Source organism: Streptomyces glaucus (assembly GCF_039533365.1).
Lineage (GTDB): Bacteria > Actinomycetota > Actinomycetes > Streptomycetales > Streptomycetaceae > Streptomyces > Streptomyces glaucus.
In genome coordinates this window covers 254,088-273,297 of sequence record NZ_BAAATK010000003.1, presented here as the reverse complement: position 1 = coordinate 273,297, position 19,210 = coordinate 254,088, and the positions used below count along the sequence as shown (strand labels likewise).

Sequence of the window (19,210 nt, the reverse complement as noted above, 5' to 3'; positions counted from 1 at the left end):
GGGCCGGGCCGGCGGATCGCGCTCTCGGCCTCCCGCCTGCCGGGACCGTCCGGATCGTGTCCCGCCTCCCCGCCCGGCTTTTGCCGTTCCGGCAACAGGAGTGGCCGCCCCGCGGGGCGGCGTCGCACCCTGGCGGCACCGCGAACGAGAGGCTGACCAGCATGGCGCACGACGAGAAGCACGAGCACGCACACCACCACGGACACCCTGACCACACCGACATCGACTGGGCCGGGATGGCCCCGCTGCTGGAGTCCCAGGCGGAGCTGTTCACCCCGCTGTACGCGCAGGCCATGGCCTGGCTGGGAGAGGAGGTGACCGATCCGGAACTGGTCGTCGACGCGGGCAGCGGACCCGGCGTGGTCTCCTGCCTGCTCGCCGAGACCTTCCCCGGGGCCCGGGTCGTCGCCGTGGACGGCGCCGCACCGCTGCTGGAGCGGGCCCGCGCCCGCGCCGAACGCCTCGGCGTCGCCGGCCGCTTCGACACCCTGGCCGGCGAACTCCCCGGCGTCCTGGACGACCTCGGCCGCCCGGCCGGCCTGCTGTGGGCCAGCCGCAGCCTGCACCACCTCGGCGACCAGCGCGCGGCCCTCGCCGCCTTCGCCGAGCGGCTGGCGCCCGGCGGCACGCTCGCCCTGCTGGAGGGCGGGCTGCCCGCGCGGTTCCTGCCGCGGGACATCGGGATCGGACGGCCGGGGCTCCAGGCGCGGCTGGACGCGGTGGAGGAGGAGTGGTTCGCCAGGATGCGGGCGAGCCTGCCCGGCTCGGTCGCCGAGACCGAGGACTGGCCGGCGCTGCTGACCGCCGCGGGCCTGAAGCACACCGGCACGCGCAGCTTCCTGCTGGACCTGCCCGCCCCGGCCTCGGAGCAGGCCCGCGCCTACGTGGCCGCGTCCCTGTCCCGCCTGCGCGACGCCTGCGGCGACGACCTCGACCCCACCGACCGCGCCACCCTGGACCGCCTCCTCGACCCGGACGACGAGGCGAGCGTGCACCGCCGGCCGGACGTGTTCCTCCTGGCGGCGCACACGGTGCACACGGGGGTGCGGGTGGCCTGACGGCCCTTCCGCGGCCGACGCCCTCCCCGCGCGGCGCCCGCCCGCCCCGCGTGACGCCGCCCGGCGGACCGCCGCCCGGCCACCGGCGGTCCGCCGGATCCGACTCGGCCACAGGGGTGATCCGGCAGCCGGCCGGAGGCGGACACCGGCGTGGTCGCCGTACGGCCGGACGGGGCAGGCGTCGGGATGGCCGCCGTACCGCCGTACGGCGGTGGCGCGCCGACGGCACGAAGAAGGGGCCCGGAGAAACCGGGCCCCTTCTTCGTGCCGTCGGCTCAGGCCATGTTGAACGTCGCCGGGTCCGGACCCAGCCGCCGGTCCTCGTTCAGCGCGCTGATCGCCGCGAGGTCCTCGTCGTCCAGGCTGAAGTCGAAGACCTCGATGTTCTCCTTGATCCGGGACGGCGTCACGGACTTCGGGATCACCACGTTGCCGAGCTGGAGGTGCCAGCGCAGCACGACCTGGGCCGGCGTGCGGTCGTGCTTCTGCGCGATCGCCACGATCGCCGGGACCTCCAGCAGGCCCTTGCCCTGGCCCAGCGGCGACCAGGCCTCGGTGGCGATGCCCTGCTCGGCGTGGTACTCGCGGGCGGCCCGCTGCTGCAGGTGCGGGTGCAGCTCGATCTGGTTGACCGCCGGGACGATCGACGTCTCGCCGATCAGCCGCTGGAGGTGCTCCGGCAGGAAGTTGGAGACGCCGATCGCGCGGATCAGGCCGTCGGCGTGCAGCTTCTCGAACGCCTTGTACGTGTCGACGTACCGGTCCTGGGCCGGCAGCGGCCAGTGGATCAGGTACAGGTCCACGTACTCCAGGCCGAGCTTCTTCAGGGACGCGTCGAAGGCGCGCAGCGTCGACTCGTACCCCTGCTCGCTGTTCCAGAGCTTGGTGGTGACGAAGATCTCCTCGCGGGGGAGGCCGGAGGCGGCGATGGCCTTGCCGGTGCCCTCTTCGTTGCCGTAGATCGCCGCTGTGTCGATGCTGCGGTACCCGGCCTCCAGCGCCGTCGCGACGGCCGCCTCCGCCTCGTCGTCCGGCACCTGCCAGACACCGAAGCCCAGCTGGGGCATCTCGACGCCGTTGTTCAGGGTGATCGGGGGGACCTTGCTGCTCACGAGCTCTCGATCCTTACGGTTGTCGTCAGGTGGTACGTCCATCGTCAACGATCACGGGCCGCGATGCATTCCTGACCCGGCGATCGGGGCGGGAAAGGTACCCGTGAGGGGATGATTCAGGCACGATACAGCGCCTCGACCTCGTTCGCGTACGCCTTCTCGATCGCCTTCCGCTTCAGTTTCAGCGACGGCGTGAGCAACCCGTGCTCCTCGGTGAACGGCTGCGCCAGGATGCGGAAGGTGCGGATCGACTCGGCGTGCGAGACCAGGGTGTTGGCGGCGACGACCGCGCGCCGCACCTCCGCCTCCAGCTCGGGGTCGCGCACCAGCCGGGCCGGCGACGCCGGCGGCTTGCCCCGCATCATCAGCCAGTGCTCGACGGCCTCCTGGTCGAGGGTGATGAGGGCGGCGATGTACGGGCGGTCGTTGCCGACGACGATGCACTGGCTGACCAGCGGATGGTTCCGGACGCGCTCCTCCAGCAGGCCGGGAAAGACGCTCTTGCCGCCGGAGGTGACGAGGATCTCCTTCTTGCGGCCGGTGATGGTGAGATAGCCGTCCTGGTCGAGGGAGCCCAGGTCGCCGGTGGCCAGCCAGCCGTCGTGCAGGGTCTCGTCGGTGGCCTTGGGGTTGTTGAGGTAGCCCTGGAAGACGTTGTCGCCGCGCAGCCAGATCTCGCCGTCGTCCGCGATGTGCACGGTGACGCCCGGGACGGGCTGCCCGACGGTGCCGTACCGGGTGCGCCCGGGCGGGTTGGCGGTGGCGGCGGCGGTGGACTCGGTCAGGCCGTATCCCTCGTAGATGTGCACGCCGGCGCCCGCGAAGAACAGCCCGAGCCTGCGGTCCATCGCGGAGCCGCCGGACATGGCGTGCCGCAGGCGGCCGCCGAGCGCGGCCCGCACCTTGGAGTAGACGAGCCGGTCGAACAGCTGGTGCTGCACGCGCAGCGCCGCCGACGGGCCGGGACCGGTGCCCCAGGCCTTGGCCTCCACGGCGTCCGCGTACCGCACGGCGACCTCGACGGCCTTCTCGAAGGCCTCGCCCCTGCCCTCCTTCTCCGCCCGGCGGCGGGCCACGTTGAGCACCTTCTCGAAGATGTACGGCACCGCGAGGACGAAGGTCGGCCGGAACGCGGCCAGGTCCGGCAGCAGGGCCGCCGCGTCGAGCTGCGGCTGGTGGCCGAACTTGACCCGGCCGCGGATCCCGGCCACCTCCACCATCCGGCCGAAGACGTGCGCGAGCGGCAGGAACAGCAGCGTCGACGCCTCGTCGCCCTTCCGGGAGTGGAACACCGGCTCCCAGCGCCGGACGACGGTGTCCGCCTCGTACATGAAGTTGCCGTGGGTGAGGACGCAGCCCTTGGGGCGGCCGGTGGTGCCCGAGGTGTAGATGACCGTGGCGACCGTGTCCGGGGTGACCGCCTGCCGGTGCCGGTGCACCACGTCGTCGTCGAGATGGGCGCCGGCCTCGTACAGCTCCCGCACGGCGCCGGTGTCCAGCTGCCACAGCCGGTGCAGCCGGGGCAGCCGGTCGATGACGGTGGCGATGGTCATCGCGTGGTCCTCGTGCTCCACGACCGCGGCCGTGCACTCGGCGTCGTACAGCATCCAGAAGCACTGCTCGGCCGAGGAGGTGGGGTAGAGCGGCACCACCTGGGCGCCGATCGTCCACAGCGCGAAGTCGAAGAGCGTCCACTCGTAGCGGGTGCGGGACATGATCGCGACCCGGTCGCCGAAGCGGACGCCCTGGGTGAGCAGGCCCTTGGCGAGGGCGAGCACCTCGTCGCGGAACTCGGCCGAGGTCACGTCCCGCCACCGCCCGGCCCGGTCCTTGCGGCCGAGCGCGACGCGCAGCGGGTCCTCCCGGGCGTACTCGAAGATCACGTCGGCCAGACCGCCCACCGGTGGTGCCAACGCCAGCGGAGGGTTGGTGAACTCGCGCAAACCCCGCTCCCCGTTCCTCGGCGTTCGGTTCGCCTGGTGGCGCCCCGCACAGCGCCGTGAAAGCTACCCCACCGGACGAAGGGGCGGGAGGGGGCCCGAAAGCGAACAATGCTCTGGTTCGCGCTGGTCAGCGGGGGGCGAATGCGTGCACATGCGGAAGGGTCGGGCGCGAACCCGACGGTCGGGTGAGGTTCGGCGCCGCAATCTCCACCGAATCTGTACGACCCGGCCGCCGCGCGCATCACCCCGGCGGGGGAGGGCGTCAGCGACGCGTCCCCTTCTCCTCCTCCAGCGTCGGCGCGGCCGATTCCGTCACACCGGCGCGGTGCCCGGCGTCTCCGGCCGGAGGCCCCTAGCCGCGCCGCTGCCGCTGGAGCCGGTCCCCGCCCGCCAGGATCGCCGCCGCCAGCGCGTCCGCCGCGCCCTGCGCCGCGGTCCGGCGGCGGCCGTGGACCAGCACGAAGTCGACGCGGCCCAGCTCCGGCAGCCCCGCCCGGTCCGGTACGCGCACCAGGCCCGGCGGGATCAGCCCGCGGGAGTGCGCCATCACGCCGAGGCCCGCGCGGGCCGCCGCGACCAGGCCGCTCAGGCTGCCGCTCGTGCAGACGACGCGCCATGCGCGGCCCTGGCGCTCCAGCGCCTCCAGGGCGAGGGCCCGGGTGATGCCCGGGGGCGGGTAGACGATGAGCGGGACCGGGCGGTCGGGGTCGAGACGGAGCCGCTCCGCGCCGATCCACACCAGCCGGTCGTGCCAGACCAGCTCCCCGCGCGGGTCCTCGGGGCGGCGTTTGGCGAGGACCAGGTCCAGCTTCCCGGCGGCCAGCCGCTCGTGCAGCGTGCCCGACAGCTCCACCGTCAGCTCCAGGTCGACCTCGGGGTGGTCGTGCCGGAACCCCTCCAGGATCTCCGGCAGCCGGGTCAGCACGAAGTCCTCGGACGCGCCGAACCGCAGCCGGCCGCGCAGCCGGGTGCCGGTGAAGAACGCCGCCGCCTGCTCGTGCACCTCCAGGATCCGGCGCGCGAAGCCGAGCATCGCCTCGCCGTCCTCGGTCAGCTCGACGGAGTGGGTGTCCCGGGTGAACAGCTGCCGCCCGGTGGCGTCCTCCAGGCGCCGCACGTGCTGGCTGACGGTCGACTGGCGCAGCCCGAGCCGCCGGGCGGCCTGCGTGAAGCTCAGCGTCTGGGCCACCGACAGGAAGGTCCGCAGGTGGGAGGGGTCGTACACGCCGCCACGTTATCGCGTGAGGCGATGGCAGTCAGTGCGGTGTACGGGATTCCCGATCGCCGGGCGAGGCAGCACGATGGAGGGGACCCGTGATCCGGGACCCCCGGCCCCGCGCCGCCCGGCCGCACCGGGCCGGCCGGGCGGACCCGGAGAACCGGACGAACCGAGCGAACCGAGCAAGTGGAGCACCGTGAAACGCCTGCGCCGGCCGAGTCGGCCGCCGATCGACCTCTACATCCTGCTGCTGCTCGGGACGGTGGGGCTCGCGGCGCTGCTGCCGGCCCGCGGGACGGCGGCCGACGCCGTCTCCGGCGCCTCCACGGCGGCGATCGCCTTCCTGTTCTTCCTCTACGGCGCCCGGCTGTCCACCCGTGAGGCCCTGGACGGCCTGAAGCACTGGCGGCTCCACGTCACCGTCCTGGCCTGCACCTTCGTCGTCTTCCCGCTGCTCGGCCTGGCCGCGCGCGGGCTGGTCCCGGTGCTCCTGACGCAGCCGCTCCACCAGGGCCTGCTCTTCCTCACCCTGGTCCCGTCGACCATCCAGTCGTCGATCGCCTTCACCTCGATCGCGCGCGGCAACGTACCCGCCGCGATCTGCGCGGGCTCCTTCTCCTCGCTGGCCGGCATCGTCGTCACCCCGCTGCTGGCGGCCGCCCTGCTCGGCGGCGCGGGCGGCGGGTTCTCCGCGGACTCGGTGCTGAAGATCGTGCTCCAGCTGCTGGTGCCGTTCGTCGCCGGGCAGCTGCTGCGGCGCTGGATCGGCGGCTTCGTCGCCCGGCACAAGAAGGCCCTCGGGCTCGTCGACCGCGGGTCGATCCTGCTGGTCGTCTACACCGCCTTCAGCGCGGGCATGGTCCAGGGCATCTGGCACCAGGTGAGCCCCGTCCGGCTGGCCGGACTGCTGGCCGTCGAGGCCGTGCTGCTCGCCGTGATGCTCGCCCTGACCTGGTACGGCGCCAAGGCGCTGCGGTTCGGCCGGGAGGACCGGATCGCGATCCAGTTCGCGGGCTCGAAGAAGTCCCTGGCCTCCGGGCTGCCCATGGCGAGCGTCCTGTTCGGCGCGCACGCCTCGCTCGCCGTGCTGCCGCTGATGCTGTTCCACCAGATGCAGCTGATGGTGTGCGCGGTGATCGCCAAGCGCCGGGCGCACGACCCCGTCGGGGACGTCACCGGGCCGGCGCCGGCCGCGGCGCCCCGGGCCGGGGCCAGCCCGGGAACACGCTCCGGCTGAGGCGGGCCGGCCCGCGCGCAGCGAAAGGCCGGCGCGGGGGCCGGGAGCGGGACCGCTCCCGGCCCCCGCGCTGCCGTGCTCGGGCACGCTCCGGGACGCCGGGGTCTCAGCCCACCCGGTCCAGGGGCAGCCACAGGACCGTGCCGCGGGTGACCGGGGTCGCGGTGCCGGAGGCGAGCTCCTCGTCGGTGAGCGCCCGGTCCCACACGTGCACGTCGTCGATCGCGCCGGTGAAGAAGGCCCGGCTGTCCATGCGCTGCCCGATGTGCACGCCGAACGGCGAGTTGCGGCTGACCGAGCCGGGCACGTCCGCGGTGCCGAGCTCCGTGCCGTCGACGGACAGCGTCAGCCGTCCGCCGCCGCGGCGCAGCACCAGACGGTGCCACTCGCCGTCGTTGTAGGCGCCGCTGGTGCGCACGGACGCCGTCCGCGGCGCCGCCGCCCCGTCGCGTGCGGTCATCAGGCCCTGGAGGCGGTCGTTCGCGGGCTCGGCGCGCAGCCACACCTGGGGCTGGGTGGTGCCGATCCCGCCCATCCACAGCAGCGGCTGCTCCCCGCTGGTGGCCGTGTACCGGAACCACAGCGAGACGGTGAAGTCCTTGGTGCCGAGCGGGAGCCGGCCGCGGTACGGCAGGCGTACGGCGTCGTCGGTGCCGTCGAACGACAGGGCGCCGCCGCGGACGCCGGGCGTGGGCCGGGCGCCGCCGAGCACGGCGGCGGGCCTGGCCCGCGGGGCGAGGTCGGGGGTGGCCGGGTCCGGGCCGCGGCGGGGGGCCAGCCAGTCCTCGGTGAAGCGGGCGAAGCGGATCTCGTCGCGCGCGTCGACCGCGCCGCCCTCGTACAGCAGTCCCACGGTGGACCCGCCGATCGCCACCATGTCGGAGTAGCCGGACCAGTCCGTGGTGACGACCGTGCCGCGGTCCACGCTGTCCCAGGTGGCGCCGCCGTCGTAGGAGGAGCGGATCATCATCGTCCGGCGGCGGTCGGGGTCGGCCGGGGCGGACAGCAGCATGCGGCCGCCGAGGCGCAGCACCGCGCCCTGCACCTGCGGGGTGTAGAGGTCGGGGAGGGCCCTGAAGGGCGCGGTGAAGGAGTCGCCGCCGTCGCGGCTGACGGCCTGGGTGCGGTGGCCGAGGTCGGTGCCGTCCTGCTCGCGGCCGCTGACCAGGAGGGAGCCGTCGGCGCGCTCGGTGAGGGTCAGCTCGGACGGTTTCTGCCGGAAGGAGCCGTCGGCGGCGATGGGCCAGGTGTCGGTGGCGCCGATCTTCCAGGTGTCGCCGCCGTCGTCGCTGACGACGAGCGCCGCGTGGTTGGCGGTGACCCGGGTGCCGTCCCAGGTCTCGGTGTTGACGCCGAACACCAGCCGCCCGGCGTGCCTGCCCCGGGTGAGCTGGATGCCGTGCACCGGGCCGGTGGCGTACCAGGAGTTCCAGTGGGCGGGCAGGATCTGGTCGCTCAGGTCGCGCGGCTTCGACCAGGTGCGGCCGTCGTCGTCGCTGTACTGCAGATGGGGGGTGCGGTCGCAGGGCACCGAGCAGTTCCCGCTGTCGGTGCGGCCCGTGTTGTACGTCTCGGCCAGCAGGATGCGGCCGGTGGTGCGGTCCACGACCGGGGCCGGGTTGCCGTGGGTGTCGCCGGCGCCCTCGTTGACGACCTGGAGCGGGCCCCAGGTGCGGCCGCCGTCGGTGGAGCGCTTGAGGACGATGTCGATGTCGGCGGCGTCCCCGCAGTTGAGGACGCGGCCCTCGGCGAAGGCGAGCAGGGTGCCGCTGGTGGTCCGCACGATCGCCGGGATCCGGAAGCAGGCGTAGCCGGGATCCTGGGCGGCCTTGAAGAGCACCTGCTCCTCCAGCCGGGGTGCGCCGGCGGAGGGCTGGGCGTGGGCGGGGTGCGGGAGCGCGGCCGTCGCGGCCAGGGCGAGCGCCGCGGTGAGGGTGGTTCTCAGACGGGTGCGAAGACGTGACGGCATGGAGCGGCCTGCCCTTCAGTCGTCTGCCAGGGGTCCAGTCGTGCTGGGTGCTGGGTGCTGGGTGCTGGGTGCGGGATGCGGTCGTGCGGGACGCGGTCGTGCACGGTGCGGTCATACAGACATTCGGACATCCCATGTCCGAGGTGAGGGCATCGACGTTAGTTGCGTCCCCGCGCGCCTCACAAGAAGCGTGCGCGTGTCACCGCCACGGAATCAGCACGACCTCGCCGGCGTCGCTCCGCGAGGTGAGGACCGCGTGCGCCGCGCCCGCCCCCGTCGGCGCGGACTCCCCGTGCGCCACGGGCCCGGCCTTTCCCCCGGCGAACGGCCGCCGCGGCTCCGCGCGCCACCGCCGGTACCCCTCGGGCTCCTCCCGCGCGGTCCACGCCATGTGAAAGCCCGTCACCGTCCTGGCGCCGGCGAGCGGGTCGTGTGCCCGGACGGTGCCGCCGCCCGAGCCGTACGCCACCGGCCGGCCGGGGCGGGCACCGCCTCGCCCGGCCGGAACCCCCGCCGCCGTGGAGCGGGCGGCCGGTCAGCCCCCGGCGGCCGCGGCCCGCAGGGCGACGCGCTCCTCGCCCGCGTACACGTTCATGGAGCTGCCCCGCAGGAAGCCCACCAGGGTCAGCCCGGTCTCCGCGGCCAGGTCCACCGCCAGGGAGGACGGCGCCGAGACCGCCGCCAGCACCGGGATCCCGGCCATGACCGCCTTCTGCGCCAGCTCGAAGGAGGCCCGGCCCGAGACCAGCAGGATCGCCCGGGACAGCGGCAGCTCCCCGTTCCGCAGGGCCCGGCCGACCAGCTTGTCGACCGCGTTGTGCCGGCCCACGTCCTCCCGCACGTCGAGCAGCTCGCCGTCCTCGGTGAACAGGGCGGCGGCGTGCAGGCCGCCGGTCCGGTCGAAGACCCGCTGGGCCGCCCGCAGCCGGTCGGGCAGGCCCGCCAGCAGTTCCGGCCCCACCCGGACCGGGGGCGTGTCGGCGAGGGGCCAGCGGGCCGTCGTGCGCACCGCGTCCAGGCTGGCCTTGCCGCACAGGCCGCAGGAGGAGGTGGTGTAGACGTTCCGTTCGAGGGTGATGTCGGGGATCGCGACGCCGGGCGCGGTCCTGACGTCGACCACGTTGTACGTGTTGGAGCCGTCGGCGGTCGCGCCCGCGCAGTAGACGATGTTCAGCAGGTCGGACGCGCTCGCCAGCACGCCCTCGCTGACCAGGAAGCCCGCCGCCAGCGCGAAGTCGTCCCCGGGCGTGCGCATGGTGATCGCCAGCGGCCTGCCGTTCAGCCGGATCTCCAGGGGCTCCTCGGCGACGAGCGTGTCGGGCCGGGCGGAGACCGCGCCGTCCCGGATGCGGATCACCCTGCGTCGTTCCGTGACTCGTCCCATGTCTCCACCCGTCCCGTCGGTTCCGGTCCTGGCCGGTCCCGGCTGCGGCCCGGTCCCGGTCGGTACCCGCGTGCGGCCGAGGCGGCCCCTGCCGCACGGGCTGCCGTGGGTCACCGGGCCGTCGCGCGGCGGGGCGGCCTTCACGGTCTCATTGTCCTGCACGTGCGGGGCGGGGCCGCGGCCCGCACCGCAGGGGGCGCGCACCGCCGTCGTCCAGGCCCGCCGCGCCCCGGCCGGGGCGCCCCCGACTCCTTCGGCGCCGGGATCCGCAAGGCGTCCGAAGGGCGGTTCAGCTCCCGCTCCACGAGATCCCGGGCCACTTGACGTACGGAACCGGACGGCCCGTGAACGCGTCCAGGAGAATGCGGTCGCCGACCGCCCGGTCCAGCTTCACCGTCACCTTCTCCCCGCGCATCTCGCTGGTGCAGACGCCGTCCGTGGCCCCCACGACGGATGCCGAGAGCACCACGCTGCCGCTCGTCTCCAGCGCGTCCACGGCGGGGCCGTCGTCACAGGACCCGTGGGTGGCCACGACGGTCACGGAGCGGCCGTCCTCCGCCACCTCGGTCAGCCCGCCGAGCGGTGCGAGCACATCGGTGGGCAGCTTCTGCCCCACCGGCTCGACGGGCGGCTCGGGCAGCTCCGACGGGCTGACGGCGGCCCGCTCGAGCGGTGTGTCGTAGCCCTCCAGGGTGAACAGCCAGGCCGGTACCGTCGCCGGGCCGCGGCTGGTGGCCACGGTCATTTCCCCCAGCCTGGCTCCGGTCACCGTCAGGCGCGGCCCGGGGCCGCTGTCGCGGTCCAGGGCCGCGTACGCCTTCGGGGCCCCGACGAGCCGCACGGTGAGCGAGCCGCCGCTGCGCCACCTCACCTCGCCGTCCTCGCGCGGGGTGGCGGGAAGGTGTCCGCGCAGGTCGAAGTTCCCGGTGTCGTAGGCCCGCTCGTCGGCCTCGCCGCGCAGGCCGCCCTCCGGCAGCCGGACCACTTCCCCCATCGGGTGGTAGCCCTCGTGCCACTTCGCGGCGGCCTCGGAGCCGTCCCAGGCGTCGGCGACCTGGCGGGCGCGTGCCTCCGGCAGCGGTGTCGACTCCGTGACGCGTTCCTCCGCGCCGCGGCTGCCGGCCTGCTCGCCGCCGCAGCCGACGACGGCAGTGGCTCCCACGGCGCACAGCGCGAGCGCGGTGAGCGAAGGGGCGGTACGCATGGCGTTCGCAGGCATGGGTCTCCCGAAGGCCGAGGGGGCGAGCTGCGCGGTGGAGCGGCGGAAGTCCCGCCGGTCCTGCGACGGGCCGGCCCTCGGACGGGTTCGGTCCGCTTCGCCGCCCGGCCGGGTTCGTTACCGCATCGTGACCGGCCGCCCTGGACGTCGGCGGGCCGCGCCGGGCGGATCCGGCCGCGGCGCACCGGTACGGGCCCGGAACAGCACCCCGTCGGTCATCCGCGGCGACCGGCCCGCCGCCGGCGGGCGGTGACGACCCGGTCCGCTGCCGCCGCGCGTCCGCGGGCTCGCGCCGCCGCACCGTGAGGCGCGCCGGTCCGGCCGGGGCGCCGGTCCGCGCGGCCCGGCAGGAGCCGCCGGAGACGTCCCGGCCGCCGGGGCCGACCGCCTTCGCCCGGCTGCGGGCGGGCGCGCCGCTCGCCCACGGGGTCCGCGAACCCGTACGGAAGGCGGCGCGGCTGCGCACGGGGTGACGGTCCGTCTCCCGGGGAGCCCCGCTCCCCGGAGGGGGTGCTGTCCCCGCGGAGCGGCTCCGTTCCCCGGGGCGACGGCGCCCGCGGGGGCGGCGGCCCGTCCGGGGGAAGGGAACTGCTCGGTCGTCCGAAGGCATGACGGAAGCCGACAAGCCGGGCACCTGATTCCTGTCGCTTCACCTGCCGCCCTACCCGCGAGTCACTGATCACACTGGGGGAGCCCGAGACCCGAGGCGACGAGGGGGACCCACCATGAACGGCTCGCGCATCACCGGCGTCGGCCACTACCAGCCCGCCCAGGTGCTCACCAACGAGGACCTGGCGGGCATGGTCGACACCAGCGACGAGTGGATCAGGAGCCGGGTGGGCATCCGCACCCGCCGCATCGGCGGGCCCGACGAGCCGGTCGACGAGCTCGCCGCGCACGCCGCCGCCAAGGCGCTGGCGGCGGCCGGCCTGGCGCCCGCGGACATCGACCTGGTGCTGGTCGCCACCTCCACCGCCGTCGACCGCTCCCCGAACACCGCCGCCCGGGTCGCGGCCCGGCTCGGCATCCCGCGGCCGGCCGTCATGGACCTCAACGTGGTGTGCGCCGGCTTCACCCACGCCCTGGCCACCGCCGACCACACCGTGCGCGCCGGCGCCGCGCGCCGCGCCCTGGTGATCGGGGCGGACCGGATGTCCGACGTGGCCGACTGGACCGACCGCACCGTGTGCGTGCTCGTCGGGGACGGGGCGGGCGCCGCCGTCGTGGAGGCCGCCGCGCAGCCCGGCATCGGGCCGGTGCTGTGGGGGTCGATGCCCGAGATGGGGCGGGCGGTGCGGATCGAGGGCACGCCGCCGCGGTTCGCGCAGGAGGGGCAGAGCGTCTACCGCTGGGCGACCACACAGCTGCCGCCGCTCGCCCGGCAGGCCTGCGAGCGGGCCGGCCTGGCGCCCGAGGACCTCGCCGCGGTCGTGCTGCACCAGGCGAACCTGCGCATCATCGAGCCCCTCGCCGCAAAGCTCGGCGCCGTCAACGCCGTCGTCGCGCGCGATGTGTCCGAGTCCGGCAACACCTCGGCGGCGAGCATCCCGCTCGCCCTGTCCAAGCTGGTCGAGCGCGGCGAGATCGGCACCGGCGACCCGGTCCTGCTGTTCGGCTTCGGCGGCAACCTGTCGTACGCCGGGCAGGTCGTGCGCTGCCCCTGAACCGCCGCCGCCAGGGCCCGCGGACGCCGGGCGGGGTGCGTCCCGCCCCCGGCGACGCGCCGCGCGCAGCCGCCTCTTTGTCCTGGGAGTGGAGAAAGTTGGCGGCAATTGCTGCGCGACTTCTTCCCAGCTCTGGCAGCCGCTGCTACGTTCCCTTCGAAAGCAGGCCACGCAAGTGGCCGGAAACCGGCGCGCAGAGGCCGATTGAGGCGGGGAGGGGCTCGTGAGACGCATGACCGCGCGACCCGCGAACGCCCACCAGGCCCGGCTGCTCAAGCTCCTGCGCGACGGCGGCCCCAACTCCCGCGCCCAGCTGGGCGACCAGGTCGACCTGTCGCGGTCCAAGCTGGCCGTGGAGGTGGACCGGCTGCTGGAGACGGGGCTGGTGGTGGCCGACGGACTCGCCGCCTCGCGCGGCGGCCGCCGCTCCCACAACGTCCGGCTCAACCCGCACCTGCGGTTCCTCGGCGTCGACATCGGCGCGACCTCGGTCGACGTCGCCGTCACCAACGCCGAGCTGGAGATCCTCGGGCACATCAACCAGCCCATGGACGTCCGCGAGGGCCCGGTCGCGGTCTTCGAGCAAGTCCTGTCCATGGCCGCGAAGTTGAGGGCGTCGGGGCTCGCGGAGGGCTTCGACGGCGCCGGCATCGGCGTCCCCGGACCGGTCCGCTTCCCCGAGGGCGTGCCGGTGGCTCCGCCGATCATGCCGGGCTGGGACGGCTTCCCCGTGCGGGAGGCGCTCAGCCAGGACCTCGGCTGCCCGGTCATGGTCGACAACGACGTGAACCTGATGGCGCTGGGGGAGCAGCACGCGGGCGTCGCCCGCACCGTGGCCGACTTCCTCTGCGTCAAGATCGGCACCGGCATCGGCTGCGGCATCGTCGTCGGCGGCCAGGTCTACCGGGGGACGACGGGCAGCGCGGGCGACATCGGGCACATCCAGGCCGTGCCCGACGGCCGCCCCTGCGCCTGCGGCAACCGGGGCTGCCTGGAAGCCCACTTCAGCGGCGCGGCCCTCGCCCGGGACGCCGTGGAGGCGGCCCAGCAGGGCCGGTCCGCCGAACTCGCCGCGCGACTGGAGACGCACGGCGCCCTCACCGCCGCGGACGTCGCCGCCGCGGCCGCCGCCGGCGACGCCACCTGCCTCGACCTGATCCGGGAGGGCGGCAGCCGCACCGGCCAGGTCATCGCCGGCCTGGTCAGCTTCTTCAACCCGGGCCTGGTGGTGATCGGCGGCGGGGTGACCGGCCTCGGCCACACCCTGCTCGCCGCGATCCGCACCCAGGTCTACCGCCAGTCACTGCCGCTCGCGACCGGCAACCTGCCCATCGTCCTCGGTGAGCTGGGCCCCACGGCCGGAGTCATCGGCGCCGCCCGCCTCATCAGCGACCACCTGTTCTCACCCGCATAACACCCACGAGAGCACCACCGAGCACCCGGCCCACCCGCACAGCGTTCCGCTCCGCCCTGCCTGAAAACCGCCTGCCCCGGCAAGCGGTTCGCCCTGACACCGGCCCGCACGCCCGCCGAGGGGACCACACATGGCATCAGAACCACCGCTGCTCAGCATGTCCGGCATCACCAAGTCGTTCCCCGGCGTCCGGGCCCTCGACGGCGTCGACCTCGACGTCCAGGCCGGCGAGGTGCACTGCCTGCTCGGCCAGAACGGGGCCGGCAAGTCCACCCTCATCAAGGTCCTGGCCGGTGCCCACCAGCCCGACGGGGGCACCATCCGCTGGCGCGGCGAACCCGTCACGCTCCGCTCGCCGATCGCCGCCATGCGCCTGGGCATCGCCACCATCTACCAGGAACTCGACCTGGTGGAGCACCTGTCGGTCGCCGAGAACGTCCACCTCGGCCACGAGCCGACCACCGCCGGATTCGTCGTCCGCGCAAGGGCGGCGAAGACGTCGACGGCCGGGCTGCTGGAACGGCTCGGCCATCCGGAGATCGACCCGGGCCGCCCGGTGGCGGAGCTGCCGGCGGCGCAGCGGCAGATCGTGTCCATGGCGCGGGCGCTCTCCCACGACGTACGGCTCATCGTGATGGACGAACCGTCCGCCGCCCTCGACCCCGACGAGGTCGACAACCTCTTCCGCATCGTCGGCGGCCTGACCGCCGACGGGGTCGCCGTCGTCTACATCTCGCACCGCCTGGAGGAGATCCGCCGCATCGGCGACCGGGTCACCGTGCTGAAGGACGGACGCGCCGTCGCCGGCGGACTGCCCGCGAGGACGACACCCACCCGCGAGGTGGTCGCGCTGATGACCGGACGCAACGTCGAGTACGTCTTCCCCGAGCGGCCCGCCGCGCCGGCCCGCGGCGAGGCGCTGCTGGAGACCCGGGGGCTCGCCCGGGAGGGCGAGTTCGCCCCCCTCGACCTGACGGTCCGCCCCGGTGAGATCGTCGGACTCGCCGGACTCGTCGGCTCGGGCCGCTCCGAGATCCTGGAGACGGTCTACGGCGCCCGCCGGCCGACGTCCGGTCAGGTGCTCGTCGACGGACGGCCGTTGCGGCCGGGCAGCGTGCGGGCGGCCGTGCGCGCCGGACTCGGGCTCGCCCCCGAGGAGCGCAAGGCGCAGGCGCTGCTGATGCTGGAGTCCGTCACCCGCAACGTCTCCGTCTCCTCCCTGTCCCGCTTCTCCCGCGGCGGCTGGATCGACCGGGGCGCCGAACGCGGCGCGGCCCGGGCCGCCGTCCGCGAGCTGTCCCTGCGGCCCGACGACCCGTCCGTGCCGGTCCGCACCCTGTCCGGCGGCAACCAGCAGAAAGCCGTCCTGGCCCGCTGGCTGCTGCGCGGCTGCCGCGTGCTGCTGCTCGACGAACCCACCCGCGGCGTCGACGTCGGCGCCCGCGCCGAACTGTACGCGGTCGTGCGGCGACTGGCCGACGAGGGCCTCGCCGTCCTGCTGGTCTCCAGCGAGGTGCCCGAGGTGCTCGGCCTCGCCGACCGCGTGCTGGTGCTGCGCGAGGGGCGCGTCGTGCACGAGGCGCCCGCCCGTGAGCTCGACGAACACCGCGTACTCGACCTCGTCATGGAAGGAAGCCCGGCGTCATGACGCAGCCCGTCTCCCCGCCCCGGGACAGCACCGGCAAGGTGCCGTCGGCCGCCCGACCCCCCGTCTGGCAGGGGCTGTCGGCCCGAGCCGACATCCGCACCCTCTCCCTGCTCGGCGTGCTCGCCGTCCTGCTCCTCATCGGCGGGATCACCAAGCCGGACGAATTCCTCGACACCCGCAACCTCCAGCTCGTCCTCACCCAGGCCTCCGTGATCGGCGTCGTCACCGTCGGCATGACCTTCGTCATCACCTCCGGCGGCATCGACCTGTCCGTCGGCGCGATCGTCGCCCTCGCCTCGGTGTGGGCGACCACGGTCGCCACCCAGGAGTACGGCTTCGGCGGCATCCTGTTCACCGCGGTCGCCGTCGGCGTGGGCTGCGGCCTGGTCAACGGGCTGCTCATCGCCTACGGCGGGATGGTCCCGTTCATCGCCACGCTCGCCATGCTGGCCTCGGCGCGCGGCCTCGCGCTGCAGATCACCGACGGCAGGACGCAGATCGTCACCGTCGACGGCGTGCTCGACCTCGGCGAACGCGACGCCTACGTGCTCGGCGTGCCGCCGCTGGTGCTGGTCTTCGCCGTCGTCACGGTCATCGGCTGGCTGGTGCTCAACCGCACCACCTTCGGGCGCCGCACGGTCGCCGTCGGCGGCAACGCCGAGGCGGCCCGGCTCGCCGGCATCGACGTCCGCCGCCAGCGCCTGTACCTGTACCTGCTGTCCGGGCTGTGCTGCGGCATCGCCGCGTTCCTGCTGATCGTCCTGTCCGGCTCCGGCCAGAACACCAACGGCAACCTCTACGAACTCGACGCCATCGCCGCCGCGATCATCGGCGGCACGCTGCTCAGCGGGGGCCGCGGCACCATCACCGGCTCCGTGCTCGGCGTCCTGATCTTCACCACGATCACCAACATCTTCGCCCTGAACAACCTGCAGAGCGACGTCCAGCAGATCGCCAAGGGCGCGATCATCGTCGCCGCCGTGCTGGTCCAGCGCCGTACCGCGAGCACGACCTGAGGAAAGGGTTCACCGCCATGCACGAGCTCACCAGTCGCAGAGGACTGCTCTTCGGAGCCGCCGCCGTGTCCGCCGGTGCCCTCCTCACCGGGTGCACCAGCAACGAGTCCGACGACGAGCCGGCCGCCAACGACCAGCCGGCCGCCGCCGACAAGCCCGGCAAGCCCGTCACCATCGGCTTCGCCGGCCCGCAGGCCGACCACGGCTGGCTCAACGCCATCAACGACAACGCCAAGCGCCGCGCCGAGAAGTACTCCGACGTCACCCTGGAGATCACCGAGGGCTCCAACGACACCGCCCAGCAGATCGGGCAGATCGAGACCCTGATCAACAAGAAGGTCGACGTCCTGGTGGTGCTGCCCGCCGACGGCAAGGCGCTCACCCAGGTCGGGCTGAAGGCGATGCGCGCCGGCATCCCCGTCGTCAACCTCGACCGCGTCTTCAACACCCCCCAGGCCTACCGCTGCTGGATCGGCGGCGACAACTACGGCATGGGCCTGAGCGCCGGGCACTACATCGGCGAGAAACTGAAGGACAAGCCGGACGCCCGGGTCGTCGAACTCGCCGGCCTGGACAACCTGGAGCTGACCAAGCAGCGCACCCAGGGCTTCGACGACGCCCTGAAGAACTACCCGAACATCAAGAAGGTGGCCCGCCAGGCCGCCGACTTCACCGTCGAGTCCGGACAGGCCAAGATGGCCCAACTGCTCCAGGCGCAGCGGAAGTTCGACGCGCTGTGGAACCACGACGACGACCAGGGCGTGGGCGCCCTGCGCGCCGTCGAGCAGGCCGGGCGCGACGACTTCCTGATGGTCGGCGGCGCGGGCGCGCTGTCCGCGTTCCAGGCGATCGAGCGGGACGACGGCGTGCTGAAGGCGACCGTCCTGTACCCGCCGACCATGGCCGCCTCCGCGATCGACCTCGCCCGCGCCCTCGGCCAGGGCAAGGGCGTCGGCGGCCTCGCCGAGTACGAGATCCCCGCCTCGATCACCCTGTACTCGGCCGTCGTCGACAAGACCAACGTCGGCCGGTACATGTCCACCGGCTTCAAGTGACCGCTCCGCCCGCACCCCCCACGTGCGCCACCCCGACGAGGACGAGGAGGACATCCGCATGGCACAGTCGCAGGCCCCGGAGGGGGCCGAGCCCGAGAAGCCGCCACTGCGCGTCGGCATGGTCGGCTACGCCTTCATGGGCGCCGCCCATTCCCAGGGCTGGCGCACCGCGGGCCGGGTCTTCGACCTGCCGCTGACCCCGGTGCTGGCCGCGATCTGCGGCCGGGACGCCACCGCCGCGCGCGCGGCGGCCGACCGGCACGGCTGGGCGACGGTCGAGACCGACTGGCGTGCCCTGGTCGCGCGGGACGACATCGACCTCGTCGACATCTGCACCCCCGGCGACAGCCACGCCGAGATCGCCCTCGCCGCCCTCGCCGCCGGCAAGCACGTCCTGTGCGAGAAGCCCCTCGCGAACACCGTCGAGGAGGCCGAGGCCATGACGCGGGCCGCCGAGGCGGCGTACCGGAGCGGCCGGGTGGCGATGGTCGGCTTCAACTACCGCCGGGTGCCCGCCACCGCGCTGGCCCGGCGCATGGTGGCCGAGGGCCGCATCGGCAGGCTGCGGCACGTGCGGGTGGCGTACCTCCAGGACTGGCTGGTGGACCCGCAGTTCCCGCTGACCTGGCGGCTGCGCAAGGAGCAGGCCGGCTCCGGCTCCCTCGGCGACCTGGGGGCGCACATCGTCGACCTCGCGCAGTACCTGGCGGGGGAGCGGCTGGCGGGCGTGTCCGCGCTGACGGAGACCTTCGTCCGCGAACGGCCCCTGCCCGCCGGGGCCGTTCGCGGTCTCTCGGCCGTCTCCGCGCACGGCACCGGGCAGGTCACCGTGGACGACGCCGCCCTGTTCACCGGCCGCTTCACCTCCGGCGCGCTCGCCTCCTTCGAGGCCACCCGGTACGCCACCGGCCGCAAGAACGCCCTGCGCATCGAACTCAACGGCGAACGCGGCTCGCTCGCCTTCGACCTGGAGCGCCTCAACGAACTGTCGTACCACGACGGCACGGAGCCCGGCGAACGGGCCGGCTTCCGCCGCATCCTCGTCACCGAACCCGACCACCCCTACCTGGACGCCTGGTGGCCGCCGGGCCACGGCCTCGGCTACGAGCACACCTTCGTCCACCAGGCCCGCGACCTGGTCCACGCCGTCGCCGAGGGGCGCCGGCCCGAACCCTCCTTCGCCGACGGGCTGCAGGTGCAGCGCGTGCTGGCGGCGGTGGAGGAGAGCGCCGAGAAGAACTCCGTCTACACGCCGATAGCAGCCTGAGGAGG

Annotated in this window: 14 protein-coding genes; 8 read left to right on the top strand and 6 right to left on the bottom strand. The window is 74.2% G+C overall.

Annotated elements, in window-relative coordinates:
* The first annotated feature begins 161 nt into the window (after window positions 1–161).
* Complete coding sequence (locus tag ABD363_RS03905) at window positions 162–1,058, top strand: class I SAM-dependent methyltransferase (protein WP_344599922.1); 897 nt, start codon at window positions 162–164, stop codon at window positions 1,056–1,058.
* Window positions 1,059–1,333: 275 nt separating this feature from the next.
* Here the strand turns inward: ABD363_RS03905 and ABD363_RS03900 are convergent, their stop codons facing one another.
* The 3 genes from ABD363_RS03900 to ABD363_RS03890 all read right to left on the bottom strand — a co-directional run bounded on the left by ABD363_RS03900 (window position 1,334) and on the right by ABD363_RS03890 (window position 5,338).
* On the bottom strand, window positions 1,334–2,170 hold the full coding sequence (locus ABD363_RS03900; RefSeq protein ID WP_344599921.1) for an aldo/keto reductase: 837 nt from the start codon (window positions 2,168–2,170) through the stop codon (window positions 1,334–1,336).
* 116 nt (window positions 2,171–2,286) lie between these two features.
* A complete protein-coding gene (locus ABD363_RS03895; protein WP_344599920.1) occupies window positions 2,287–4,113 on the bottom strand; it encodes an AMP-dependent synthetase/ligase in 1,827 nt (608 codons plus the stop codon).
* Between the two features lie 352 nt (window positions 4,114–4,465).
* Window positions 4,466–5,338, bottom strand: a complete 873-nt coding sequence (locus tag ABD363_RS03890; protein ID WP_344599919.1) for a LysR substrate-binding domain-containing protein — start codon at window positions 5,336–5,338, stop codon at window positions 4,466–4,468.
* A 190-nt stretch (window positions 5,339–5,528) separates the two neighbouring features.
* On the opposite strand from ABD363_RS03890, the gene ABD363_RS03885 reads away from it, so the two are divergent.
* The gene (locus ABD363_RS03885; protein WP_344599918.1) at window positions 5,529–6,569 is read left to right on the top strand and encodes a bile acid:sodium symporter family protein; all 1,041 of its coding nucleotides are present in this window, start codon (window positions 5,529–5,531) and stop codon (window positions 6,567–6,569) included.
* A gap of 106 nt (window positions 6,570–6,675) precedes the next feature.
* On the opposite strand, the gene ABD363_RS03880 is transcribed toward ABD363_RS03885, so the two are convergent.
* The 3 genes from ABD363_RS03880 to ABD363_RS03870 form a co-directional block, all read right to left on the bottom strand.
* On the bottom strand, window positions 6,676–8,538 hold the full coding sequence (locus ABD363_RS03880) for an exo-alpha-sialidase (protein WP_344599917.1): 1,863 nt from the start codon (window positions 8,536–8,538) through the stop codon (window positions 6,676–6,678).
* Between the two features lie 535 nt (window positions 8,539–9,073).
* On the bottom strand, window positions 9,074–9,922 hold the full coding sequence (gene fdhD, locus ABD363_RS03875; protein ID WP_344599916.1) for a formate dehydrogenase accessory sulfurtransferase FdhD: 849 nt from the start codon (window positions 9,920–9,922) through the stop codon (window positions 9,074–9,076).
* Between the two features lie 289 nt (window positions 9,923–10,211).
* Window positions 10,212–11,141, bottom strand: a complete 930-nt coding sequence (locus ABD363_RS03870) for a hypothetical protein (RefSeq protein ID WP_344599915.1) — start codon at window positions 11,139–11,141, stop codon at window positions 10,212–10,214.
* A gap of 725 nt (window positions 11,142–11,866) precedes the next feature.
* On the opposite strand from ABD363_RS03870, the gene ABD363_RS03865 reads away from it, so the two are divergent.
* The 6 genes from ABD363_RS03865 (at window position 11,867) to ABD363_RS03840 (ending at window position 19,205) form a co-directional block, all read left to right on the top strand.
* A complete protein-coding gene (locus ABD363_RS03865; RefSeq protein ID WP_344599914.1) occupies window positions 11,867–12,805 on the top strand; it encodes a beta-ketoacyl-ACP synthase III in 939 nt (312 codons plus the stop codon).
* 232 nt (window positions 12,806–13,037) lie between these two features.
* Complete coding sequence (locus ABD363_RS03860; protein WP_344599913.1) at window positions 13,038–14,219, top strand: ROK family transcriptional regulator; 1,182 nt, start codon at window positions 13,038–13,040, stop codon at window positions 14,217–14,219.
* Window positions 14,220–14,349: 130 nt separating this feature from the next.
* Complete coding sequence (locus ABD363_RS03855) at window positions 14,350–15,867, top strand: sugar ABC transporter ATP-binding protein (protein ID WP_344599912.1); 1,518 nt, start codon at window positions 14,350–14,352, stop codon at window positions 15,865–15,867.
* Window positions 15,864–16,883, top strand: coding sequence for an ABC transporter permease (locus ABD363_RS03850; RefSeq protein WP_344599911.1), 1,020 nt, complete (start codon window positions 15,864–15,866; stop codon window positions 16,881–16,883). Before ABD363_RS03855 ends, ABD363_RS03850 begins: the two co-directional genes overlap by 4 nt.
* A gap of 17 nt (window positions 16,884–16,900) precedes the next feature.
* Window positions 16,901–17,938 (top strand): substrate-binding domain-containing protein, encoded by a 1,038-nt coding sequence (locus tag ABD363_RS03845; protein WP_344599910.1) that lies wholly within the window; start codon window positions 16,901–16,903, stop codon window positions 17,936–17,938.
* 58 nt (window positions 17,939–17,996) lie between these two features.
* Window positions 17,997–19,205 carry a Gfo/Idh/MocA family protein gene (locus tag ABD363_RS03840; protein WP_344599909.1) on the top strand — a complete coding sequence of 403 codons (1,209 nt, stop codon included), beginning with the start codon at window positions 17,997–17,999 and terminating at the stop codon, window positions 19,203–19,205.
* The last annotated feature ends 5 nt before the right edge of the window (window positions 19,206–19,210 follow it).